The sequence below is a fragment of the Pseudomonas tohonis genome (assembly GCF_012767755.2).
GTDB classification, from domain to species: domain Bacteria; phylum Pseudomonadota; class Gammaproteobacteria; order Pseudomonadales; family Pseudomonadaceae; genus Metapseudomonas; species Metapseudomonas tohonis.
In genome coordinates, this window is the sequence record NZ_AP023189.1 from 649422 (window position 1) to 673339 (window position 23918).

Sequence of the window (23918 nt, forward strand, 5' to 3'; positions counted from 1 at the left end):
GGAAATCCCGGGGCGTTTTCGTTTGCGGCGGATGAAGGATGACTTGTAGCGGGCGATTTCAATCGCCAAGCGGCGCGCAGCGCCGCCATTACGCCCGTGAGTCGGTAGCCTTGGCCAATTGCAGGTCGAGGTAGTCATAGGCGATCTGCAGGGCCTGCCTGGCGTTGAAGGCATCGCCGGAGAGGGCGCTGCGCAGCCACAGGCCGTCGATCAGGGCGGCGAGGCCACGGGCGGCGGCGCGGGCGGCTTCCAGAGGCAGTTCCCGGCGGAATTCGCAGCACAGGTTGGAGTAGAGGCGGTGGTCGTTGACCCGCTGCAGGCGGCGCAGGGCGGGCTGGTGCATGCTCGTGGCCCAGAACGCCAGCCAGGTCTTCATCGCCGGGCCGTTGACCTGGCTGTCGTCGAAGTTGCCGTCGATGATGGCGCGCAGGTGGGCCCGGGCGGAGTCGTCGACCAGGGCGGCGCGGCGCTCGCGCACGGCGGTGCTCAGGGCCTGCATCAGGTGGCGCATGGTGGCTTCGAGCAGGCCGTTCTTGTCCTGGAAGTAGTGGCTGATGATGCCGTTGGAGACGCCGGCGAGGCGGGCGATGTAGGCGATGCTGGCGTCGCCCATGCCGACCCGGTCGACGGCTTCGAGGGTCGCGTTGATCAGTTGCGAACGGCGGATCGGCTGCATTCCGACCTTGGGCATCAGTCACTCCAGATGGCGAATTCGAGCGAGGGAAAGCGCGCAGTCTAGGGCGTATCAAATTGATCGATCAATCAAGAAGGTCGCTTCAGGGATGACCTGTCGGTCAAAGGCATGCGCCGTGAAGCGCCGGGAAAGGCGGGATGCAGAACGAAAAACGGCGATGCGCACCGGGGGCACGCATCGCCGTGGCGGAGCCGCCAGCGCTTATTTAAGCCATTCGGCCACGCGCTCGGGGTTCTTGGCGATCCAGGCCTTGGCGGCCTCTTCGGGCTTGGCGCCCTCGCGGATTGCCAGCATCACGGCGCCCACTTCCTCGCCGCTCCAGGAGAATTTCTTGAGGAAGGCGGTGGCTTCCGGCGCCTTGGTTTCCAGGCCCGGGTTGGCCACGGTGTCGACGTGCTCGTCGTCGCCGAAGACCTTCTTCGGGTCCTCGAGGAAGCGCAGCTTCCACTTGGCGAACATCCAGTGCGGGATCCAGCCGGTCACGACGATGGGCTTCTGCGCCTTCTCGGCGCGGGTCAGCGCGGTGGCCATGGCCGGGCCGGAGCTGGGCATCAGCTTGATGTCGAGGTTGTACTGCTTGATGGCGTCCTCGGTGCGGCGCATTACGCCGGCGCCGGCGTCAATGCCGGTGATCTTGCCGTCGAAGTCCTTGCTGTAGGTGTTCAGGTCCTCGATGGACTTGGCCTGGACGTAGTCGGGCACGATCAGGCCGATCTTGGCGCCCTTGTAGTTGGAGCCGAGGACCACGACCTTGTCCTTGAGCTTCTCGAAGTACTCGCCGTGGGTGGCCGGCAGCCAGGCGGAGAGGGTGGCATCCAGGTCACCGCGGGCGATGCCCTGCCACATGATGGCGGGCTCCACCGGCTTGAGCTCGACGCCATAGCCGAGCTTCTCCTTGAGGATCTCGCCGGCGACGTGGGTGGCGGCGACGCTGTCGTCCCAGCCGTTGACGTAACCGATCTTCAGGGTGGGCTTGTCAGCGGCGTGGGCGCTGCCGAGGCCGATGGCCAGGGCGGCGATGCCGATGGATTGCAGACACAGGGACTTCAGCTTTCGCATACGTAATGCTCCATCAGGTGGGATTGGCAGCTAGCTACGTTGGATGCCACGGGCCCGTTCTCGGGCGGGCTGGGTGGCGCTGCACGCCATGGCCCGGCTGGGCCATGGCAGCAGGAGACGGGAAGCGGAAAATCAGAGGCCGACGTGTTTCTTCACGGCGGCGGCGCCGTCCTGGCCGTCGAGGGTGGTGACGCCTGCCAGCCACTTGTCGAGGATCGCCGGGTTGGCCTTGATCCAGTCCTTGGCGACCACCACCGGGTCTTCCTTCTTCAGGACGCGGTCCATCAGCTGGCTTTCGATCTCGACGCTGAACTGCAGGTTGTTCAGCAGCTTGCCGACGTTGCCGCAGCGCGCCTCGTAATCCGGCGGTACCACGGTGTAGACCTTGGCGGCGCCGAAGTCCGGGCCGAACACGTCATCGCCACCGGCGAGGTAGGTGATGTCGAACTGGGTGTTCATCGGGTGCGGGGCCCAGCCGAGGAAGACCACCGGCTCCTTCTTCTTCACCGCGCGCTGCACCTGGACCAGCATGCCGGCCTCGCTGGACTCGACCATGCGGAAGCCGCCGAGGCCGAACTGGTCGCCCTTGATCATCTTGTCGATCAGCAGGTTGCCGTCGTTGCCCGGCTCGATGCCGTAGATCTTGCCGCCCAGCTGGTCCTTGAACTTGGCGATGTCCTGGAAGCTCTTCAGGCCCGCTTCGGCGGCATAGGTGGGCACGGCGAGGGTGTACTTGGCGCCTTCGAGGTTGGCGGTCGGCAGCACCTTCACGCCGTTGTCCTTGGTGAAGGGCTCGATCACGGCGTCCATGGAGGGCGCCCAGTAGCCGAGGAACACGTCGATCTGCTTGTTCTTCACGCCGGTGAAGGCGATCGGCACCGAAGCCATGATCTTACGCGGGGTGTATCCCAGGCCCTCGGTGAGGACCATCGCGACGCCGGTGGTGGCCGAGATGTCGGCCCAGCCGATCTCGGCGAAACGCACCTGTTTGCAGCTCTCCGGGTCCTGTGCCCACGCGCCTTGCACCAGCGCGCAGGCCAGCAAGCCGGCACCCGCGATCTTCTTCATGTTCATCATCTGCAACTCCCTGCTACTGGAAAGTGATGGCTCTTGTTTTCTAGGTATGCGTCATTGCCGTTGCAGCTTGGCCCGTGCGCTCAGCCAGCCGAACAGGCGGCCGCGGGAGGCGGTCTGCGGGGTACCGAAGCTCTCGGTGATGCGGTCGAGGATGATCGCCAGCAGCACCACGGCCATGCCGCTCTCGAAGCCCAGGCCGATGTCCAGGCGCTGGATGCTGGCGAGCACGTCGTTGCCCAGGCCACCGGCGCCGACCATCGAGGCGATGATCACCATCGACAGCGCCATCATGATGGTCTGGTTGACCCCGGCCATGATCGAGGGCATCGCGTTCGGCAGCTGCACCTTGTATAGCAGCTGCCAGCTGGTGCAGCCGAAGGATTGCCCGGCTTCGACGATTTCCTTGTTCACCTGGCGGATGCCGAGGCTGGTCAGGCGCACCGCCGGGGGCATGGCGAAGATCACCGTGGCGATGATCCCCGGCACGCGGCCGAGGCCGAAGAGCATGGCGGCGGGAATCAGGTAGACGAACGCCGGCATGGTCTGCATGAAGTCGAGGATGGGACGGATGATGTAGGCCACCCGCTCGCTCTTCGCCGCCCAGATGCCCAGGGGCACGCCGAGAAGCAGGCTGATCAGGGTCGAGGAGAAGGTCAGCCCGAGGGTCACCACCGTCTGTTCCCAGAAGCCGGTGAGCACGATGAGCACGAAGGCGGCGGCGGTGAACAGGGCGAACTTGACGCCGATGCGCCACAGCCCGAGGCCGACGAACACGGCGATCACCAGCCAGGCCGGCGGCCACATGAGGAAGCGTTCGATCAGCTCGGAAAAGCCGCTGACCACGGCGCCGATGTTCTCGAAGGCGCCGCTGTAGTTGTCCAGCAGGTGCTGGACGACATCGTTGACCCAGCTGCCCAGATCCAGTTTCTCGCTCATGGTCATTCTCCCTGCAGGCGGCTAAGCAGGCGGCCCTTGCTGATGGCGCCGCAGTAATGGCCGTCCTGGTCGACGACTGGGATGGGACCTTCGTTGTCCACCAGGCGCTCGATCACCTGCTCCAGGGGGAGGTCCTCGGGCACCGGCACGATGTGCTTGAGCAGTTCGGGCTCCAGGCTCCGGGTCTGGCCTTCCTCCACCAGCAGGGCGATCTTCTCCAGGCTGATGGAGCCGCGGAACTTGTTGTCCTCGTCGACGATGAAGGCGTAGTGCTTGTCCAGCGCCTGCAGCTCCTGGCACACCTGCTGGGCGTCGGGCGCCTTGCCGTTGTGCACGTACAGCGGGACGCTGTCGGCCTTGAGCTGGCCGGCGGTGAGGTAGCGGCTGGTGTCGACGGTGTCGAAGAAGTTGCGCACGTAGTCGTTGGCGGGTTTCTCGATCAGCTCCTGCGGGGTGCCGACCTGGACCAGCTTGCCGCCTTCCATGATGCCGATGCGGGTGCCGATGCGCATGGCCTCCTCGATATCGTGGGAGACGAAGATGATGGTGCGGCGGTGGGTCTTCTGCAGTTGCAGGAGCACATCCTGCATCTCGCGGCGCTTGAGCGGGTCGAGGGCCGAGAAGGCCTCGTCCATGATGATCATCGAAGGGTCGACCGCCAGGGCGCGCGCCAGGCCGACGCGCTGCTGCATGCCGCCGGACAGTTCGTGCGGGTACTTCTGGGCGAAGGGCGCCAGGCCCACCTGCTCCAGCACTTCCATGGCGCGGCGCTCACGCTCCTTCTTGCTCTTGCCGGCCACTTCGAGGCCGAAGGCGGCGTTGTCCAGCACCGTGCGCGAGGGCATCAGGGCGAAGGACTGGAAGACCATGCTCATGTCGCGGCGACGCAGGTCGATCAATTGCGCCTTGGGCAGCTTGGCGACGTTCTGCCCGTCGATGAACACGTCACCGGCGGTGGGCTCGATCAGGCGGTTGATCAGGCGGATGAGGGTGGACTTGCCCGAGCCGGAGAGGCCCATGAGCACGAAGATCTCGCCCTCCTCGACGCTGAACGACACGTCGCTGACGCCGATCACCGCGCCACGTTCGGCGAGGATCCTCTCCTTGCTCCAGCCTTGCTTGAGCAAGTCGATGGCTTCTTGTGGCTGTTGGCCGAAAACCTTGTAGAGGTTCTGGACCACGATTTTTCCAGACTGCATGGGATGGTTCCCCTTCAGTAGACATCCAGATCAGCTACACGGGACCCGGCGGGCGCCACGGAGACGCGCCGACAGGCGATGCCGACTGTTATTGCCTGTGTGGGTTTACTGGTTCCAGGGTGTGGCAGGGAGATCGCGCAACGGGCGGTGGGGGCGCGGCACAACACGGGTTCGGCGGTCCGCCATGACACCTCGGGTGTATGGACGACCGTTCGATTCCTTGAGTTCCTGACCTTCATTCCGCTGTATTGCAAACCGCTTTCCAAACCCTCTGGCAGTGCTACGAAACCCGATCCTTGGGTCGTTCAACACCTCGACCGGAGGTGCGCGTACATCCGAAATTTCTTGTAGGGCGGAGGCCTGTGACAGGGGGCTCCGCCGTTTTCTGTTCTTCGGTCCGGGGCTGAGGGCCCCGGTCTGTCAGTTCTGGCTTGAAGCGACAGCGACGAAATCGGCTGAGTCAACGATATAGCCTCGGTGGCCGGGCAATTGTCGGTTTACGACTCTGACGTGTTGGGCGACGACACCAGGCCGGTTGCCGAAAAAAACCATAACAGAAATTTCTTACCGGATAGAAATGCTGGAACCCGCGCGGGGCGCGGGTTTCAGGGGTTGACATGGCCATAGGCAAGAGCTGCCGGGGGCTTCAGCGTAATCGCAAAAAGGCGAAATTCATGGCGCTGCGGCGAGCCCGAGTGCGGCATTCGCCATTTTCCCGTCACGGGTGGTGACGCCGTCGAGCCACTTCTCCAGCTGCTCGGGGTGCGCCTTCAGCCAGGCCTTGGCTTCGCGCCGGCGGTTGGTGCTCTGGTTGAGGATCGCCCCCATCAGGTGGTTCTCCATTTCCAGGCTGAATTGCAGGTTGCCGAGCAGCCTCCCCAGGTTCGGGCATTCCTTGGCGAGGCCGGCGCGGGTGTTGGTGTAGACGGTGGCGCCGCCGAAATCGGGGCCGAAATAGTCGTCGCCTCCAGCCAGGTAATGCATCTGGAACTGGTTGTTCATCGGGTGTGGCTCCCAGCCCAGGAACACCACCCACTGCTTGAGGTGCTCGGCGCGCTTGACCTGGGACAGCATGCCGCTCTCGCTGGATTCCACCAGCTTGAAGTCGGCGAGGCCGAACGCCTTGTCGTCGATCATCTTCTGGATCAGCTTGTTGCCGTCGTTGCCGGGCTCGATCCCGTAGAGCTTCCCGCCCAGCTCGTTCTTGAACCGCGCCAGGTCGGCGAAGCTCTTCAGGCCCCCGTCATAGGCCGCCTGGTTCACCGCCAGGGTGTACTTGGCGCCCTTGAGGTTGGCGCCCAGGGTGTCCACCGAGCCGTTCTCGCGGTACGGCTTGATGTCGTTCTCCATGCTCGGCATCCAGTTGCCGAGGAACACGTCGATCTTCTTCTCCGACAGCGCCTTGTAGGTGTCGGGCACCGAGAGGCGCTTGACCTGCGTGCTGTAGCCCAGCTCGGTCAGCACGTAGCGGGTGACGGCGGTGGTGGCGGTGATGTCGGTCCAGCCGACATCGGCGAAACGGACGGTCTTGCAGGATTCCGGTTCTACGGCCTGGGCCAGCAGCGGGGTGCAGAGCGCTACGGCCAGGAACCGGTTGATCAATGGGTTCATGGGGACTTCCACAGCAGTGTCGAGGGTGGGCGATCGCCTGTCCGCGCGGCGAACGGACTGCTGCTGGCCGGTGCGGGTGCGCCCGGATCATGTGACGAAGTCGCGCCTGCTTCTACGAAGCAGGTCGCAAGCAGAAAGGTGCTGTCGCTTTTTTCGCCTGTGCGTCGCTACGACGTATTTGGACACGAGCGGGTCGGTGTGGGACGTCGGGGGCGTCCGGAAATGCCGATCATGTGGCCGAAGCCCCACCACCTCTCGCGGAGACCATCGTGGCCATCAGCGTGTTCGACCTGTTCAAGATCGGGATCGGTCCCTCCAGCTCCCATACCGTCGGCCCCATGCGGGCGGCCGTGCTCTTCGTCGGCGCCTTGCGCGAGCGGCAGCTGCTGGAGCGGGTGACGCGCCTGGAGGTGAACCTCTACGGCTCGCTCTCCGCCACCGGCGTCGGCCACGGCACCGATCGCGCCGTGGTCATGGGGCTGATGGGCGAGTGGCCGGACCGCATCGACCCCAGGCAGATCGCCCCGCGCATCGCCGAGCTGCTCGCCAGCGGGGTCCTGCCGCTCGACGGTCGCCTGCCGGTGCCCTTCGACTGGCAGCGCGACATGCGCCTGCTCGAGGAGAACCTGCCGTATCACCCCAACGCCATGACCCTGGTGGCCTTCGGTGAGAGCGGCGAGCTGCACCGCGATACCTACTATTCGGTCGGCGGCGGTTTCGTCGTCGACGCCGAGCAGGCCGCCGCCGGCCAGCTCGACCAGGACCACACCCGGCTGCCCTACGACTTCTCCAGTGCCGAGGAGCTGCTGCGCCTGTGCAAGCGCCATGGCCTGCGCGTCTCCGAACTGATGCTGGCCAACGAGAAGGCCTGGCGCAGCGAGGCGGACATCCGCAGCGGCCTGCTGCGCCTGTGGGCGGCCATGCGCGAATGCGTGGACAACGGCCTGAGCCAGGAAGGCATCCTGCCCGGCGGGCTCAATGTCCGGCGCCGCGCCGCGCGGCTGCACCGCAGCCTGCTGGAGCTGGGCAAGCCCAACGTCATCGGCTCGACCATGAGCGCCATGGAATGGGTCAACCTGTTCGCCCTGGCGGTGAACGAGGAGAACGCCGCCGGCGGGCGCATGGTCACCGCCCCCACCAATGGCGCCGCCGGCATCATCCCGGCGGTGTTGCACTACTACATGAAGTTCAATCCGGAAGCCTCCGACGACGACGTGGTGAACTACCTGCTCGGGGCCGCCGCGGTGGGCATCCTGTGCAAGAAGAACGCCTCCATCTCCGGCGCCGAGGTCGGCTGCCAGGGCGAGGTGGGCTCGGCGTGCGCCATGGCCGCCGCCGGCCTGGCCGAAGTGCTCGGGGCCACCCCGGAGCAACTGGAGAACGCCGCCGAGATCGGCCTGGAACACAACCTCGGGCTGACCTGCGACCCGGTGGGCGGGCTGGTGCAGGTGCCCTGCATCGAGCGCAATGCCATCGCCGCGGTGAAGGCCATCAACGCCGCGCAGATGGCCCTGCGTGGCGATGGCGAGCATTTCATCTCCCTCGACCGGGTGATCCGCACCATGCGGGACACCGGCGCGGACATGCACGACAAGTACAAGGAAACCTCGCGCGGCGGCCTGGCCGTCAGCGCCATCGAATGCTGACCCGCTTTCGCTCCCCGGCGCGTCCGCCTGCCAGCTTTTGGTGCGACGCCCGGGGACGCGATGCGAACCCGGGGTGACCGATCGGTCACCCGTCCTGCCGCTCGTCTGTTACGCCCGGTATTCCCGGATGTAGCGGGGTGACAACGGCACCGCCAGCAGGTGCTACCTAATGCCCCAGAGCCCACGAACCACGGGGCCTGGCGGTCGCTAACAGAATGTTTCTGTCGCTCTCGCCTAGCCCCGCTGGCATGGGGTTTGGATGCGCTTATGCATTTTTATTGAACGCGCGAACAATTTAGGCATGACCTTTGCCTCGTATCAGGGGCAACTCATCTGGGTCAGTCGCCGTACCAGAACCATAAGAAGAGAACCTCGCAACGAAGGTTCACAGCGTGTTTAGCGTGAGGGTTTTCAGATGTCACAGTCCAACCAGGGCTCCCAGCCCCAGAACCGCGCTCCCCAATCCATCGGCTTCCTGCTGCTGGACAACTTCACCCTGATCTCCCTGGCCTCTGCGGTGGAGCCGCTGCGCATGGCCAACCAGCTCTCCGGCAAGGAGCTGTACCGCTGGTTCACCCTGACCCAGAGCGGCCTGCCGGTGAGCGCCAGCGACGGCCTGCAGATCACCCCCGACGCCAGCCTGGAGAACGCCCCGGCACTGGACGCGGTGATCGTCTGCGGCGGTGTCGACATCCAGCACAGCGTCACCCGCGAACACCTGCAGTGGCTGCAATCGCAAGCCCGCCAGGGGCGCCAGCTCGGCGCCGTGTGCACCGGCAGCTGGGCGCTGGCCAAGGCCGGGTTGCTCGACGGCTACGACTGCAGCGTGCACTGGGAGTGCCTGGCCGCGATGCAGGAGGCCTTCCCCCGCGCCGCCATCACCACCCGCCTGTTCTCCATCGACCGCAACCGCAACACCTCGTCCGGCGGCACCGCGCCGATGGACATGATGCTGCACCTGATCGCCCGCGAGCATGGCCGCGAACTGGCGGCGGCGATCTCCGAGATGTTCATCTACGAACGCATCCGCAACGAGCAGGACCACCAGCGCGTGCCGCTCAAGCACATGCTCGGCACCAACCAGCCGAAGCTGCAGGAAATCGTGGCGCTGATGGAGGCCAACCTGGAGGAGCCCATCGACCTCGACGAGCTGGCCTGCTACGTCGACGTGTCGCGCCGCCAGCTCGAGCGGCTGTTCCAGAAGTACCTGCACTGCTCGCCCTCGCGCTACTACCTGAAGCTGCGCCTGATCCGTGCGCGCCAGCTGCTCAAGCAGACCGCCATGTCGATCATCGAAGTGGCCTCGGTATGCGGCTTCGTCTCCACGCCGCACTTCTCCAAGTGCTACCGCGAGTACTTCGGCATCCCGCCGCGTGACGAGCGCGCCAACCAGAACGCCAACGTGGTGGCGCTGGTGCCCATGCCCGAGGACCTGATGCGGCCCTCGTCCTCCACCGCCATGGCGGCCCTCACCCGCGCCCAGGGCGAGTCGACCTTCGCCAGCGTGCGCTTGTAAGCCTTGCACCGGGGCCGCCTGGCGGCCCCGGTCATTTCAATCCCACCGCCGTGCCTCGGTTCTTCGCGGTTGAAACCGCTCCCACAAGGTGACGCCAATGCAGGGTGGCGGGCTCCAGTCTTGTGGGAGCGAATTCATTCGCGATGCTTTTCGAGCAGCCCGGCCGGCGCCAGGGTCATGTCCGGGCCTGGAATCGATGGGTTTCGCTTCGCTCTACGCCATCCTGCGGGGCGTTGTGCATCGCTTGACGGGCATGAAAAAAGGGCGCCATCGGCGCCCTTTCTCGTTGCAGGTGGATCAGCGCGGAACCAGCGCTGGCAACAGGGTACGGGAAATGGCCTCGCGCACGTTCGGCAGCAGGGTGGCGCTGCCGCCCAGCAGCTCCTCCACCAGGCGCCGCAGAGCCACGGCGCGTTCGGGGCTGAGGCCGCTCACGGCGTGCTCGCAGGCCTGCTCGGCGCTCACCCCCGAGGGAATGGCCAGCCCCAGCGCCACCAGGCGCTCGCGGAAATCTTCCTGGTCGATCAGATCGGCATGCATCATGGCCTGTCTCCTCCGGTCATCGGGCTGCGCGTCAGCGCAGCACTCCTTCTTCCATCAACAGCTTGAAGATAGCCTCGGCACCCTCGGCTGGCGACAGGTCCTTGAGCACCTTTCCGCCCCCGCCGGAAGCCTTGGCCGTGGCCGCCTTCATCCGCTCGGCGCCGGTCTTGGCCTTGATCACCTTGAGCCGCTTGGGCCTCGGCCGGGCCGGTTGCAAGCGTGCCTCGGCCAGCAGCGTGTCTTCAACCACTTCGACGTCGCAGGCCTCGAGCGTGCCGCGCCGGGCCGGGCCGAAGGCGCTCTGGCGCGCCGCCGGGGCGGCGTTGTCGACGCTGGCGAGGAAGGGCAGGCGCACCCGCAGGCGGCGCCGCTGGCCACGGGGCAGGGCCTGCAGCACCTGGGCCACGCCGTTCTCAACCTTTTCCACTTCCGCGAGCCCGACCACCAGCGGCCAGCCGAGTCTCTCGGCCAGCAGGAAGGGCAGCATCCCCGAGCCTTCGCCGGTTTCCGCCTGGCTGCCGGTGAGCACCAGCTGCGCGCCGGCTTCGGCGAGGTACTCCGCCAGTGCCGGCAGGGCGTCTGCCTGGGCGGGCTGTTCGAGCACGGCGATTTCCGCCAGGCCCATGCCCAGGTAGGCGCGCAGGGCTTCCTCGCGCGGGTTGCCGGCGTGCAGCACCTGCAGGCGATCGCCGCCCAGGCGCAGGCCCAGCTCGACGGCGCGGGCGTCCTGCTCCGCACGGCGGGCGCGGCCGGAGGTCGGGTGAGCGCCGACGGAGACCAGGGTGATGATGTTCAGTTCGTCATGCGGCATCGCGTGCGCCCCCCTGACGGTATGCGGTGATCCGCTCGATCAGCGCCGCGAGGATGGCGCCGGAGTCGCCGATCACCGAGAGGTCGGCGCGTTTGATCATGTCGCAGCCCGGGTCCATGTTCACCGCCACCACCTTGTCGCAGGCGCCGATGCCCTGCAGGTGCTGGATGGCGCCGGAGATACCCACGGCCAGGTACACCCGCGCGGTGACCCAGGTGCCGGTGGCACCGACCTGGCGGTTGCGCGGCATGTGGCCGTCGTCCACCGCCACGCGCGAGGCGCCTTCGGTGGCGCCCAGGACCCTGGCGGCCTCGTGGAACAGCGCCCAGTCCTTCACGCCGTTGCCGCCGGAGAGGATGAACTCGGCCTCGGCCATGGGGATCTGCGCCGGGTCCACGGCCACTGCACCGAGGTCCTCGATGCGCGGCAGGCTGCGGGCGATGTTGGCTTGCAATTCGATGGGGCGGGCTTCGTGGCGGGTCTCGCTGACCGGCTCGGCGCATTCGGCGGCGGCCAGGATCAGCCGTGGCGTGGCGCGCACCAGGTCCTCGCGACCGGCACCGGCACGGCCGCTGCATTGCTCGCCGTCCACCTGCCAGACGCGTGTGGCCGGGCGTTCGCCGAGCTTGGCTGCCAGGCGCCGGCCCAGCTCGCCACCCCCGCTGCGGCTGTCGGGCAACAGCCAGTGGCGCGGGGCCAGCTGGCTTTCCACGGCGCTCAGGGCCAGCACCCGCGCTTCGGGCGCATAACCGTCGAAGGCCTCGCCCTGGATGCGCAGGATGCGGTCGACGCCGGCGTTGTCGAAGGCGGCTTCCTTGTCGTCGCCGAACAGCACCGCGACCACCGCGCCGCCCGATCCGGCAAGCCTGTTGGCCAGGCCGAGCAGGTCCTTGTCGTGGCTGCCGAGGCGGCCGCCGACCATGTCCGGCACCACGGCGATGTAGAAGGCCGGTTGCGCCACCACATGCAGCGGCAGTTGCACGGCCTCGCTGCTGCCACTGCGCTTGCCGGCGGTGCCCTGCTGGGCGCCGCTGCGGTCGATACGCTTGATGCCGGCAGGACCGATGAAGCCGGCGGCGATGGCATGGGGATTCTTGCGGATGACGCCGTTGGGCCCCATCCAGGTGGTCTGGCCCTGTTGCTGCAACGTGGCGTGCAGGGGGTGCAGGCGGTTGCGGGCGATACGCTCGGCGCGCGGGTCGCGGCGGATGATGTCGCTCATCGTTGAGTCTCCGTGCGAGAGGGGCGCTGGTGGCGAAGGCACTTCATCAGTGCACCTCCGCCACGTCTTCACGCTTGGCCGCCACCGGCTTCCTGGCCTCCACCGGTGCTTCGATGAGCACCTCGGCGACCAGCTCGGCGATGTCCTTGATCTCCGGGCGCGGGGCGACCACGCCTTCGAGCATCGCGGTGCACTGCGGGCAGCCCACGGCCACCACTTCGGCACCTGTCTCCTTGATGTCCACCATGCGCATGTCGGGGATGCGCTGCTTGCCGGGGATATCGGTGATCGGTGCGCCGCCACCGCCGCCGCAGCAGCGGGAACGGAAGCCGGAGCGTTGCATTTCCTTCACCTCGATGCCGATGGCCTTGAGCACGGCACGCGGGGCTTCGTACTCGCCGTTGTAGCGGCCGAGGTAGCAGGGATCGTGGTAGGTCACGCTGCCGGCCTTGCTCTGGCCGAGCTTCAGCGTGCCGCCGCGCACCAGTTCGTCGATGAAGGTGCTGTGGTGCAGGACCTGGTAGTTGCCGCCGAGCTCGCCGTATTCGTTCTTCAGCACATGGAAGCTGTGGGGATCGCAGCTGACGATGCGCGTGAAGCGGTACTGCGAAAGGGTGGCGATGTTGCGTCGGGCGAGCTGCTGGAAGGTGGCCTCGTCACCCAGGCGCCGGGCCACGTCGCCGCTGTCGCGCTCTTCCAGGCCGAGTACGGCGAAGTCGACGTTGGCGGCCTTGAGCACCTTCACGAAGGCGCGCAGGGTGCGCTGGTTGCGCATGTCGAAGGCGCCGTCGCCGACCCAGAACAGGACGTCGGCCTGCTTCTTCTCGCTCATCAGCGGCAGGTTCAGGTCCGCCGCCCAGTTCAGCCGCCCGCCGGGGGCGAAGCCGCCGGGGTTGTCGGTGGCGATGAGGTTTTCCAGCACCTCGGCACCCTTGTTCGGGGTCGCGCCCTTCTCCAGGGTGAGGTGGCGGCGCATGTCGACGATGGCGTCGACGTGCTCGATCATCATCGGGCACTCCTCGACGCAGGCGCGGCAGGTGGTGCAGGACCACAGCGTCTCGGCATCCACCAGGGCCTTGCCCTGCAGGGCGACGATGGGCTGGTGCGGACCGCCGCCGTGCTCGCCCAGTGGCTTGCCGGGGTAGGGGCTGCCGGCGAAGGAGGCGTCGTTGCCGCCGGCCAGGCCGATGACCATGTCCTGGATGAGTTTCTTCGGGTTCAGCGGCTGGCCGGCGGCGAAGGCTGGGCACATGGCCTCGCACTTGCCGCACTGCACGCAGGCGTCGAAGCCGAGCAACTGGTTCCAGGTGAAGTCGGTGGGTTTCTCCACGCCCAGCGGCGCGCTCGGGTTGGCCAGGTCCAGGGCCTTGAGGCCGGTGGAGCGACCACCACCGAAGCGTTCGGCACGACGGTGCCAGGCCAGGTGCAGGGCCCCGGCGAAGGCGTGCTTCATCGGCCCACCCCAGGTCATGCCGAAGAACAGCTCGGACACGCCCCAGGCGACGCCCACGGCGAGGAGGGCTGCGAGGACCCAGCCACCGAAGCCGGCCGGGAGGATGCCGGCCACCGGCAGGGTGGCGATGAAGAAGCTCGCGGCGAACATCAGCAGGCTTTTGGGCAGGCGCATCCACGGGCCTTTCGACAGCCGCGAGGGCGGGTCGAGGCGGCGCTTGGCGACGAACAGCGCGCCGACGAACATCAGCGCCGTGGCCGCCAGCAGGGCGAAGCCGAGGATGCGGCTGTGCAGGCCGAAGCCGTGCACCAGGATGGCCAGCAGCGCCGCCAGGACGAAGCCGCCGGCGGTGGCGACGTGGGTCTTGGACATGTACTTGTCGCGCTCGACCACGTGGTGCAGGTCCACCAGGTAGCGGCGCGGCATCTTCATCAGCCCGCCGAGCCAGTCGACCTGGGACGGGCGGCCCCGGCGCCACATGAGGAAGCGCCTGGAGGCGCCCAGGGCGGCCAGTGCCAGGGTGGTGAAGAGAAGGATCGGAAGCAATGTGCTCAACATGGATAACCACCTTGGCCGCAGCGGCAAGCGCCAAGCTTCAAGCTGCAAGCAAGAGCCGAGTCCCGCTCCGGCGCCTGCTTGTGGCTTGCCACTTGCCGCTTGCGGCTGCTTTTAGAAGTCCTTGCACAACCGCAGGGCGTCGTAGATCGCCGCGTGCACGTTGCGCGGGGCGCCGCAGTCGCCGATGCGGAACAGCAGGTAGCCGTCGCCGGGTTCGGACAGGCAGGGTTGCGGCCTGATCTCGAACAGCGCGTCGACGTCGATCTGGCCCTTGTTGCGCGAGCCCTGCTTGAGTGCGTAGTACAGGCTCTCGTCGGGGCGCACGCCGTTCTCGATGACGATCTGGTCGACCACGCGCTCCTCGCGGGCGCCGGTGTATTCGTTCTCCAGCACGGCCACCACCTTGTCGCCCTCGCGGTAGACCTTTTCCAGCATCAGGTCGCCGGTCATGATCACGTCCTTCGGGTACATGCTGCGGTAGTAGGTGGGGAAGGTGGTGCCACCCATGGCGACGCCGGGCTTGGTGTCGTCGGTGACGATCTCCACCTGGGCGCCCTTCTCGGAGAGGTAGTCCGCCGCCGACATGCCGCCGAACTCGCAGATGGTGTCGTAGACCAGCACGTTCTTGCCGGGCTCGACCTTGCCTTCGAGGATGTCCCAGGCGCTGACCACCAGGCCTTCTGCCGCGCCCCAGTGCTCGTTCTGCTCGATGAAGGGATGGCCGCCGTTGGCCAGCACCACGATGTCGGGCTTGAGGTCGAGGATGGTGTCGGTGTCGGCACCGGTGCCCAGGCGCAGGTCGACGCCGAGGCGGGCGATCTCCAGCTGATACCAGCGGGTGATGCCGGCGATCTGGTCGCGTTGCGGTGCCTTGGCGGCGATGCTGATCTGGCCGCCGAGCTGGTCCTTCTTCTCGAACAGGGTCACGTCGTGGCCGCGCTCGGCCGCCACGCGGGCCGCTTCCATTCCGGCGGGGCCGCCGCCGACGATCACCACCTTGCGCTTGACGCCGGTGGTCTTCTCGATGATGTGCGGCAGGCCCATGTACTCGCGGGTGGTGGCGGCGTTCTGGATGCACAGCACGTCCAGGCCCTGGTACTGGCGGTCGATGCAGTAGTTGGCGCCGACGCACTGCTTGATCTGGTCCACCTGGCCCATCTTGATCTTGGCGATCAGGTGCGGGTCGGCGATGTGGGCGCGGGTCATGCCGACCATGTCCACGTAGCCGCCTTCGAGGATGCGCGTGGCCTGGTTCGGGTCCTTGATGTTCTGCGCGTGCAGCACCGGGACGTTGACCACTTCCTTGATGCCGGCCGCCAGGTGCAGGAAGGGCTCCGGCGGGAAGCTCATGTTGGGGATGACGTTGGCCAGGGTGTTGTGGGTGTCGGCGCCGGAGCCGACCACGCCGATGAAGTCGAGCATGCCGGTGTCGCAGTAGTACTTGGCGATCTGCTTCATGTCCTCGTGGGACAGGCCGTCGGGGTGGAACTCGTCGCCGGAGATGCGCAGCCCGACGCAGAAGTCGGGGCCGACTTCCTCGCGCACGGCCTTGAGCACTTCCAGGCCGAACTTCATGCGGCCTTCGAAGGTGCCGCCCCATTCGTCGGTGCGCTTGTTGACGCGCGGGCTCCAGAACTGGTCGATCATGTGCTGGTGCACGGCGGAGAGCTCGACGCCATCCAGCCCGCCGGCCTTGGCGCGGCGCGCGGCCTGGGCGAAGTCACCGATGACGCGCCAGATCTCTTCCACCTCGATGGTCTTGCAGGTGGCGCGGTGCACGGGCTCGCGGATGCCCGACGGCGACATCAGGGTCGGCCAGTTGAAGCCGTCCCAGCGCGAGCGCCGGCCCATGTGGGTTATCTGGATCATGATCTTGGCGCCGTGCTTGTGCATGGCGTCGGCGAGGTTCTGGAAGTGCGGGATGATGCGGTCGGTGGACAGGTTCACCGAGCTCCACCATTGCTGGGGGCTGTCGCTGGACACCACGGACGAGCCGCCGCAGATGGCCAGGCCGATGCCGCCCTTGGCCTTTTCCTCGTAGTACTTCACGTAGCGCTCGGTGGTCATGCCGCCATCGGTGGCGATGACCTCGGCGTGGGCGGTACTGAGCACGCGGTTGCGGATGGTCAGTTTGCCGATCTGGATCGGCTGGAACATTGCTTCGAACGCCATGATGCCGTGCCTCGCCTCAGAGGGGTTTCACGATGAACAGGCCATCGTCGTGGCCTTCTTCCGAGCCGCTGTAGACCTGCTCGGCGACGGTGCGGATGCTGCTGCCGCGGGCCTGGAGGATCTGGTCCATGGCCCCGGCGAACCAGCCGGTGAACATGTAGTCGACCTTGCGCCCGACCTTGCCGTAGACGTAGACGAAGGCGGAGTGCTCGAGCTTGACGCTGGCGGTGCCCTTGTCGAGGTCGATGTCCTGGATCTTGAACAGGCCCCAGCCGCGCTGGGACAGGCGCTTCATGTAGTGCTCGAACACCGCCACGCCTTCCAGGCCGTGGCATTCGGCTTCCTTCTCGCACCAGTGCCAGGCGGACTTGTAGCCGGCCTTGTAGAGGATCTCGGCATAGGCGTCGGCACCCAGCACCTCCTCGATGCCGATGTGGTTGTTGACGAAGAAGTGGCGCGGCACATAGAGCATCGGCAGTGCGTCGGTGGTCCAGACGCCGGTCTCGCTGTCGACTTCGATGGGCAGTTCGGGGGCGTGTTTGGCCATGTGTTCAAGCTCCGGAATTCGCTTTGTTGATGGGGCGAAGCCCCGTCTCATGTTTGAAAGGTGCCGATGAATGCCTGTGGAGCCGTCGCGAGCGCGCCGAGAGCCAGGAGACCCGCAGCGACAGGCGAGAGCAGTACGCATGTACGGCGAGCCTGTCGCGAGGACGCGACGCAGCTATCGGTGGGCGCAGCAGGCTCCGGGGGCATTCATCATTCGCCCCAGACGTCCTTGAGGACATTTACCCAGTTCTCGCCCATGATCTTGCGCACCACGCGTTCGCTGTGGCCGCGCCCCAGCAGGGTCTCGGTGAGGTTGGGGAATTCGCCCACGGTGCGGATGCCCAGCGGGTTGATGATCTTGCCGAAGTTGGTCAGGCGCCGGGCGTAGCCCTTGTCGTGGGTCAGGTACTCGAAGAAGTCCTGGCCGTGGCCCTGGGTGAAGTCGGTGCCGATGCCGATGGCGTCTTCGCCGACGATGTTCATCACGTATTCGATGGCTTCGGCGTAGTCGTCGATGGTGGAGTCGATGCCCTTGGCCAGGAACGGCGCGAACATGGTCACGCCGACGAAGCCACCGTGGTCGGCGATGAACTTCAGCTCCTCGTCGGACTTGTTGCGCGGGTGTTGCTTCAGGCCGGAGGGCAGGCAGTGGGAGTAGCAGACCGGCTTCTTGGATTCGAGGATGACTTCCTCGGAGGTCTTGGAACCGACGTGGGAGAGGTCGCACATGACGCCGACGCGGTTCATCTCGGCGACGATCTCGCGACCGAAGCCGGAGAGCCCGCCATCACGCTCGTAGCAGCCGGTACCCACGAGGTTCTGGGTGTTGTAGCACATCTGCACGATGCCCACGCCGAGCTGCTTGAACACCTCCACGTAGCCGATCTGGTCCTCGAACGCGTGGGCGTTCTGGAAGCCGAAGAGGATGCCGGTCTTGCCCTGTTCCTTGGCCTTGCGGATGTCGGCCGTGGTACGCACGGGCATCACCAGGTCGCTGTTCTCGCGGATCAGCTTCTGGCTGGCGGCGATGTTGTTCACCGTGGCCTGGAAGCCCTCCCACACGGAGACGGTGCAGTTGGCCGCGGTGAGGCCGCCCTTGCGCATGTCTTCGAAGAGTTCGCGGTTCCACTTGGCGATGATCAGGCCATCGATGACGATGCTGTCGGCGTGAAGTTCGGCTGGGCTCATCAGGCTGTCCCCTTTGATTCTTGGTGCGCCGAATCTTCTGCCGGCGCTTTGAACCGAGCATATCGCCGGGGCTTTCGGCGCTATCGCGCAAAAACGACGGGGGGATTGCCGAAAGCGTCAATGCGGGGTCGTGGATGGGTAAGCCGGGTGAGCGGTACGGCCGGCCGACAGGTGTCGGTATGTCGGATGGATCGGGTGTAAATGGCGGCTATCTGCGCTCAAGTTCTTTGATCCGAAGGTGATCGTGCGGGGGTACGCATGCGCGTTCCGGGCGGTGCCACATCGCCTGTGGGGTGTTCGTGGCGGTCCTGGCTGGGACAGGCGGCGAAGCGGTTGCGGTAGCAGCGGGAGAAGTAGGAGGAGGATTCGAAGCCGCAGGCGAGGCCGATCTCCAGCACGCTCATGTCGGTCTGGCGCAGCAGCTGGCGAGCCTTCTCCAGGCGCAGGGCCAGGTAGAAGCCCGATGGCGTGTCGTCCAGGTGCAGGCGGAACAGGCGCTCCAGCTGGCGCGGGGTGACGCCCACCAGGGCGGCCAGCTCACAGGAGCCGAGGGGTTGTTCGCAGTGGCGCTCCATCTCGCCGATCACCTGCACCAGCTTGCGGTTGTGCACGCCGTAGCGACGGGTGATCTGCATGCGCTGGTGGTCCTGGCGGGTGCGGATGCGACCGAGGACGAACTGCTCGGAGACCTCCACCGCCAGCTCGTCGCCGTGGTCGCGGCCGATCAGGGTGAGCATCAGGTCGAGGGTGGCGGTGCCGCCGGCGCTGGTGATGCGGCGGCCGTCGATCTCGAACAATTCCAGGGTCGGCAGCAGGCCGGGGTAGCGTTCCTGGAAGGCTTCGATGGCTTCCCAGTGCAGGGTCAGGCGCTGGCGGGCGAACAGGCCCGCCTCGGCGAGGACGAAGCTGCCGGTGTCGATGCCGCCCAGGGTGGCGCCGTCGAGGTCGGCGCGCTTGAGCCAGTGGGCCAGGCGTGGCGTGTAGCTGGCCAGCGGCTCGAAGCCGGCGACCACGAACAGGCTGTCGCCGGCGCCGGGGCGTTCCAGCGCGGCGTCGACGTTCAGCGACATGCCGTTGCTGCCTTCCACCGGGCCGCCTTCCAGGCTCAGCAGGCGCCAGCGGTAGAGCTCGCCGCGAAAACGGTTGGCCACGCGCAGGGGTTCGATGGCGGACATCAGGCCCATCATGGAGAAACCGGGCAGCAGGAGGAACCACAGGGTCTGGGGCATGGGCAGGCGTCCTCGCGAAGGCGTCGCCACACTAGAAGGCAGGACGCGGCGCAAGGCAATGCAGGTGGTCGTTCTCGTTCAACATTCGGTCGTTTTAGTTCGATTTGCCCCCGGGTGCGCTGCGTAATCTGGCTGCAACGGGTGCAACAGGGCCCGCGAACGGCGGGGCGTGACTGACCCCGGCACAACAACAGACGGGCCACGCGGCCCGATAACCGTATGGCTGTAGGGGAGCATTCGATGAAAGGTCTCAATGCATTCGCGGGTTGCTGTCTTCTCACCCTGTTCAGTTCCACCCTGATGGCGGCGGACGACGCCAGTTGCCAGAAGATCCGCATCGGCGCGGTCGGCTGGACCGACGTGGTCGCGACCACCGCCGTGGCTTCCGAGCTGCTGGCCGGCCTCGGCTACGAAACCACCCAGACCCAGGCGTCGCAGCAGATCATCTTCGCCGGCATCCAGAAGAAGCAGGTGGACGTGTTCCTCGGCTACTGGAAGCCGATCATGGATGACAACATCCAGCCCTTCCTCGACAGCGGCTCGGTCAAGGTGGCGCCGCAGCCGTCCCTGGACGACGCCGTGGCGGTGCTGGCCGTGCCCACCTACACGGCGGAGGAGGGGCTCAGGACCTTCGCCGACATCGCCCGCTACAAGGACCAGCTGGGCGGCAAGATCTACGGCATCGAGTCGGGGTCCGGCGCCAACACGGCGATCAAGAAGATGATCGACGAGAACCAGTTCGGCCTCGGCGGCTTCAAGCTGGTGGAGTCCAGCGAGGCGGCGATGCTCACTGCCGTGTCGCGCGCGGTGAAGAACCACAAGCCGGTGGTGTTCTTCGGCTGGAAGCCGCACCCGATGAACATCCAGATGCCGATCACCTACCTCACCGGCAGCAATGACGTGTTCGGCCCCAACGACGGCGCCGCCACGGTCTCCACTGTCACGGCGCCGGACTTCGCCCAGCGCTGCCCCAACGCCGATCGCCTGCTGACCAACCTGCGCTTTTCCAGCGAACAGGAGAGCCGCCTGATGCAGCCGATCATGGAGCGCGAGGCGCCGTCCAAGGTCGCCCGCGACTGGCTCAAGGCCAACCCCGAGGTGGTCAAGGCCTGGCTGGCCGGGGTGACCACCTTCGACGGCAAGGACGGCGCCGAGACGGTCATCGCTTCGCTCAAGTAAGTCCCGACGCTTCACCGCAGTCATCGACCCACGCCCGTGCGCGGTCCGCCGCGCACGGCACCCGATCGCCCCGAGAAAGGATGTTGCAACCGTGAACCATGAAGTCATCGTCACCTGTGCGGTAACCGGCGCCGGCGATACCGTCGGCAAGCACCCGGCCATCCCGGTCACCCCGAAGGAGATCGCCGCGGCCGCCATCGAGGCGGCCAAGGCCGGCGCCACGGTCGCCCACTGCCACGTGCGCGACCCGCGCACCGGCAAGCCCAGCCGCGACGTGGCGCTCTACCGCGAGGTGGTCGAGCGCATCCGTGAAAGCGACACCGATGTGATCATCAACCTCACCGCCGGCATGGGCGGGGACCTCGAGATCGGCAAGGGCGAGCAGCCCCTGGAGTTCGGCGCCGGCACCGACCTGGTGGGCCCGCTGGAGCGGCTCAAGCACGTCGAGGAGCTGTTGCCGGAGATCTGCACCCTGGACTGCGGCACGCTCAATTTCGGCGATGGCGACTTCATCTACGTCTCCACCCCGGCGCAGTTGCGTGCCGGCGCCAAGCGCATCACCGAGCTGGGCGTGAAGGCCGAACTGGAAATCTTCGACACCGGCCACCTGTGGTTCGCCAAGCAGATGCTCAAGGAAGGATTGCTGGACGACCCGCTGTTCCAGATCTGCCTGGGCATCCCCTGGGGAGCACCGGCGGACACCACCACCATGAAGGCCATGGCCGACAACCTGCCGCCGGGCGCCACCTGGGCCGGCTTCGGCATCGGCCGCTCGCAGATGCCGATGGTGGCCCAGGCCATGTTGCTGGGCGGCAACGTGCGCGTCGGCCTGGAGGACAACATCTGGCTGGACCGTGGCGTGCACGCCAGCAACGGCCAGTTGGTGGAGCGCGCGGTGGAGATCATCGAACGCCTCGGCGGCCGCGCCCTGAGCCCGGCCGAGGGCCGCGAGAAGATGAACCTCAAGCGTCGCGGCTGACGTTTCCCCCGTAGCCCGGGCTTCGGCCCGGGAACCCCATAGCGGATACAGACCAGGAGCCACCATGGCCTTCATCACCCACATCAGGACCTTCGCCGCCCTTGGCAGCGGCGTCATCGGCAGCGGCTGGGTCGCCCGTGCCCTGGCCCACGGCCTCGACGTTGTCGCCTGGGACCCGGCACCCGGCGCCGAGGCCGCCCTGCGTGCGCGCATCGCCAACGCCTGGCCGGCGCTGCAGAAGCAGGGGCTGGCGCCCGGCGCCTCCCCGGAGCGGCTGCGCTTCGTCGAGACGGTCGAGGAATGCGTGCGCGATGCCGATTTCATCCAGGAAAGCGCGCCCGAGCGGCTCGACCTGAAGCTCGACCTGCACGCCCGCATCAGCGCGGCGGCGCGCCCGGAGGCGATCATCGGCTCCAGTACGTCCGGGCTGCTGCCCAGCGACTTCTACGCCGACGCCGTGCACCCGGAACGCTGTGTGGTGGGGCACCCGTTCAACCCGGTCTACCTGTTGCCGCTGGTGGAGGTGGTGGGGGGTGAGAAGACCGCGCCCGAAGCCGTGCAGGCGGCGATCGAGGTCTACACCGCACTGGGCATGCGCCCGCTGCACGTGCGCAAGGAGGTGCCGGGCTTCATCGCCGACCGCCTGCTGGAAGCGCTGTGGCGCGAGGCGCTGCACCTGGTCAACGACGGCGTGGCCAGCACCGGCGAGATCGACGATGCGATCCGCTTCGGCGCGGGGTTGCGCTGGTCCTTCATGGGCACCTTCCTGACCTACACCCTGGCGGGCGGCAACGCGGGCATGCGCCATTTCATGGCGCAGTTCGGTCCGGCGCTGCAGTTGCCCTGGACCTACCTGCCAGCCCCGGAACTGACCGAGGCGCTGATCGACAGCGTGGTGGAAGGCACGCGCGAGCAGCAGGGTTCGCGCAGCATCGCCGAACTGGAGCGTTATCGTGATGACTGCCTGCTGGCGGTGCTGGACGCGGTGAAGGCGACCAAGGAAAAACACGGCTTCGCCTTCGCCGACTGAGGTGCCAACCGCTTCCCGCCCTTACCCAACGGCCCTCCCCTTCGCGGCGAGGGCCTATCGCCAGGAACCGCCCCATGAGCCACGCCCTGACCACCCACAGCACCCTCATCCCCGTCGAGTGGGTGGACTACAACGGCCACCTGCGCGACGCCTTCTACCTGCTGATCTTCAGCTACGCCACCGATGCGCTGATGGCGCGCATCGGCCTCGACGAGGCGGGGAGGGCTTCGACCGGGCATACGCTCTACACCCTGGAGTGCCACCTCAACTACCTCGCCGAGGTGAAGCTGGGCGCACGGGTGGAAGTGCGCACCCAGGTATTGGCCAGCGACGCCAAGCGCCTGCACATCCACCACGGGTTGTACTACCCCGGCGGCGATGAGCTGCTGGCGGCCAGTGAACAGATGCTGATGAACGTGGACAGCGAGAGCGCGCGTTCGACGCCCTTCGCCGAAGCGGTGGCCGGGTGTGTGGCGGGGTTGGTGGAGGCGCACCGGCAGTTGCCACTGCCGGTGCACGTCGCGCGGGTCATCGGCTTGCCACCCGCGCGTTGAGCACGGGCCGCCCGGTCAGACCGTGGGAAGGGCGTAGCGGCGGGCGAAGTCGATGAGGTCGACCAGGTTGCGGGTCTTCAGCTTGTCCATCAGGCGGGACTTGTAGGTGCTCACCGTCTTGTGGCTGATGAACAGCTGCTCGGCGATCTCCTTGTTGTTCTTGCCGTTGGCAAGGTTCTGCAGCACCGCGAGCTCCCGGTCTGACAGGCTGTCGAGCAGCTGGGTGTCCTCGCCGGCCTGGGACGGCACGGGCAGGTGCACGGTGCTGGGGAACAGGCTGTAGCCGGAAAGCACCGACTTGGTCGCGGCGATCAGGCTGACGGCCTGTTCCTGCTTGGACAGGTAACCGGTGGCGCCGGCCTGCAGGCAACGGTTGGCATAGAGCGCCGCGGGCAGCGAAGTCAGCACCAGCAGCTTGAGGTTGACGTCCATCGCCGCCAGGCGGGTGAGTACCTCCATGCCGTCCAGCTTGGGCACGGCGATATCGAGGATGACCAGGTCCGGCCTGAGCGAACGGGCCAGGCTCAGGCCTTCCACGCCGTTCTCGGTCTCGCCGACGATGTCGTAGCCCTCACGCTCCAGCAGGACGCGTGTGGCGAAGCGGATCATGGGCTGGTTGTCGATAAGCAGGATCTTACTCATCCGTTCATTTCTCCTTGGTGAGTTTCCCGTTGCTCCACGGCACGCACACAAAGCCGTTCGAAACAGGGTTGGCA

The 23918-nt window shown here is 66.7% G+C and carries 21 protein-coding genes; 6 read left to right on the forward strand and 15 right to left on the reverse strand.

Going from position 1 to position 23918, the window contains the following annotated elements:
• Positions 1-88: 88 nt before the first annotated feature.
• From betI to HSX14_RS03045, 6 genes are all read right to left on the reverse strand, one after another.
• On the reverse strand, positions 89-691 hold the full coding sequence (gene betI, locus HSX14_RS03020; RefSeq protein ID WP_173174936.1) for a transcriptional regulator BetI: 603 nt from the start codon (positions 689-691) through the stop codon (positions 89-91).
• 204 nt (positions 692-895) lie between these two features.
• Positions 896-1753, reverse strand: coding sequence for a glycine betaine ABC transporter substrate-binding protein (locus tag HSX14_RS03025; protein WP_173174934.1), 858 nt, complete (start codon positions 1751-1753; stop codon positions 896-898).
• Positions 1754-1885: 132 nt separating this feature from the next.
• The gene (locus HSX14_RS03030) at positions 1886-2830 is read right to left on the reverse strand and encodes a choline ABC transporter substrate-binding protein (RefSeq protein ID WP_111259628.1); all 945 of its coding nucleotides are present in this window, start codon (positions 2828-2830) and stop codon (positions 1886-1888) included.
• Positions 2831-2881: 51 nt separating this feature from the next.
• On the reverse strand, positions 2882-3766 hold the full coding sequence (locus HSX14_RS03035; protein ID WP_021218174.1) for an ABC transporter permease: 885 nt from the start codon (positions 3764-3766) through the stop codon (positions 2882-2884).
• A gap of 2 nt (positions 3767-3768) precedes the next feature.
• Positions 3769-4965, reverse strand: coding sequence for a quaternary amine ABC transporter ATP-binding protein (locus HSX14_RS03040; protein WP_111259626.1), 1197 nt, complete (start codon positions 4963-4965; stop codon positions 3769-3771).
• Between the two features lie 672 nt (positions 4966-5637).
• On the reverse strand, positions 5638-6576 hold the full coding sequence (locus HSX14_RS03045; protein ID WP_173174932.1) for a choline ABC transporter substrate-binding protein: 939 nt from the start codon (positions 6574-6576) through the stop codon (positions 5638-5640).
• 269 nt (positions 6577-6845) lie between these two features.
• On the opposite strand from HSX14_RS03045, the gene HSX14_RS03050 reads away from it, so the two are divergent.
• Positions 6846-8222 (forward strand): L-serine ammonia-lyase, encoded by a 1377-nt coding sequence (locus HSX14_RS03050; protein ID WP_173174929.1) that lies wholly within the window; start codon positions 6846-6848, stop codon positions 8220-8222.
• A gap of 415 nt (positions 8223-8637) precedes the next feature.
• Positions 8638-9738 (forward strand): choline metabolism transcriptional regulator GbdR, encoded by a 1101-nt coding sequence (gene gbdR / locus HSX14_RS03055; RefSeq protein WP_111259623.1) that lies wholly within the window; start codon positions 8638-8640, stop codon positions 9736-9738.
• 297 nt (positions 9739-10035) lie between these two features.
• Here gbdR and HSX14_RS03060 read toward each other — a convergent pair whose 3' ends face one another.
• From HSX14_RS03060 to HSX14_RS03095, 8 genes are all read right to left on the reverse strand, one after another.
• Positions 10036-10281, reverse strand: a complete 246-nt coding sequence (locus HSX14_RS03060) for a hypothetical protein (protein ID WP_111259622.1) — start codon at positions 10279-10281, stop codon at positions 10036-10038.
• Positions 10282-10312: 31 nt separating this feature from the next.
• On the reverse strand, positions 10313-11092 hold the full coding sequence (etfB, locus tag HSX14_RS03065) for an electron transfer flavoprotein subunit beta (RefSeq protein WP_173174927.1): 780 nt from the start codon (positions 11090-11092) through the stop codon (positions 10313-10315).
• Positions 11082-12314 carry an electron transfer flavoprotein subunit alpha gene (etfA, locus tag HSX14_RS03070; RefSeq protein ID WP_173174925.1) on the reverse strand — a complete coding sequence of 411 codons (1233 nt, stop codon included), beginning with the start codon at positions 12312-12314 and terminating at the stop codon, positions 11082-11084. Before etfA ends, etfB begins: the two co-directional genes overlap by 11 nt.
• A 46-nt stretch (positions 12315-12360) precedes the next feature.
• On the reverse strand, positions 12361-14325 hold the full coding sequence (gene dgcB / locus HSX14_RS03075) for a dimethylglycine demethylation protein DgcB (protein WP_173174923.1): 1965 nt from the start codon (positions 14323-14325) through the stop codon (positions 12361-12363).
• Between the two features lie 111 nt (positions 14326-14436).
• Positions 14437-16497, reverse strand: coding sequence for a dimethylglycine demethylation protein DgcA (dgcA, locus tag HSX14_RS03080; protein ID WP_173174921.1), 2061 nt, complete (start codon positions 16495-16497; stop codon positions 14437-14439).
• A gap of 16 nt (positions 16498-16513) precedes the next feature.
• Positions 16514-17044: a 4-vinyl reductase gene (locus HSX14_RS03085; protein ID WP_111259617.1), complete on the reverse strand. Its 531-nt coding sequence runs from the start codon at positions 17042-17044 to the stop codon at positions 16514-16516.
• A 209-nt stretch (positions 17045-17253) separates the two neighbouring features.
• Entirely contained in the window at positions 17254-18231 is a 978-nt protein-coding gene (locus tag HSX14_RS03090; RefSeq protein ID WP_111259616.1) for a dipeptidase, read from the reverse strand.
• A gap of 218 nt (positions 18232-18449) precedes the next feature.
• A complete protein-coding gene (locus tag HSX14_RS03095) occupies positions 18450-19460 on the reverse strand; it encodes a GlxA family transcriptional regulator (protein ID WP_173174919.1) in 1011 nt (336 codons plus the stop codon).
• Between the two features lie 240 nt (positions 19461-19700).
• On the opposite strand from HSX14_RS03095, the gene choX reads away from it, so the two are divergent.
• The 4 genes from choX (at position 19701) to HSX14_RS03115 (ending at position 23202) form a co-directional block, all read left to right on the forward strand.
• A complete protein-coding gene (choX, locus tag HSX14_RS03100) occupies positions 19701-20639 on the forward strand; it encodes a choline ABC transporter substrate-binding protein (protein WP_173174917.1) in 939 nt (312 codons plus the stop codon).
• A gap of 91 nt (positions 20640-20730) precedes the next feature.
• On the forward strand, positions 20731-21618 hold the full coding sequence (gene cdhC / locus HSX14_RS03105; protein ID WP_173174915.1) for a 3-dehydrocarnitine:acetyl-CoA trimethylamine transferase CdhC: 888 nt from the start codon (positions 20731-20733) through the stop codon (positions 21616-21618).
• A gap of 64 nt (positions 21619-21682) precedes the next feature.
• Positions 21683-22648, forward strand: a complete 966-nt coding sequence (locus HSX14_RS03110) for an L-carnitine dehydrogenase (protein ID WP_173174913.1) — start codon at positions 21683-21685, stop codon at positions 22646-22648.
• A gap of 74 nt (positions 22649-22722) precedes the next feature.
• Positions 22723-23202 (forward strand): thioesterase family protein, encoded by a 480-nt coding sequence (locus HSX14_RS03115; protein ID WP_173174911.1) that lies wholly within the window; start codon positions 22723-22725, stop codon positions 23200-23202.
• Positions 23203-23217: 15 nt separating this feature from the next.
• Here HSX14_RS03115 and HSX14_RS03120 read toward each other — a convergent pair whose 3' ends face one another.
• Entirely contained in the window at positions 23218-23844 is a 627-nt protein-coding gene (locus HSX14_RS03120; protein WP_173174909.1) for a response regulator transcription factor, read from the reverse strand.
• Positions 23845-23918 lie beyond the last annotated feature (74 nt).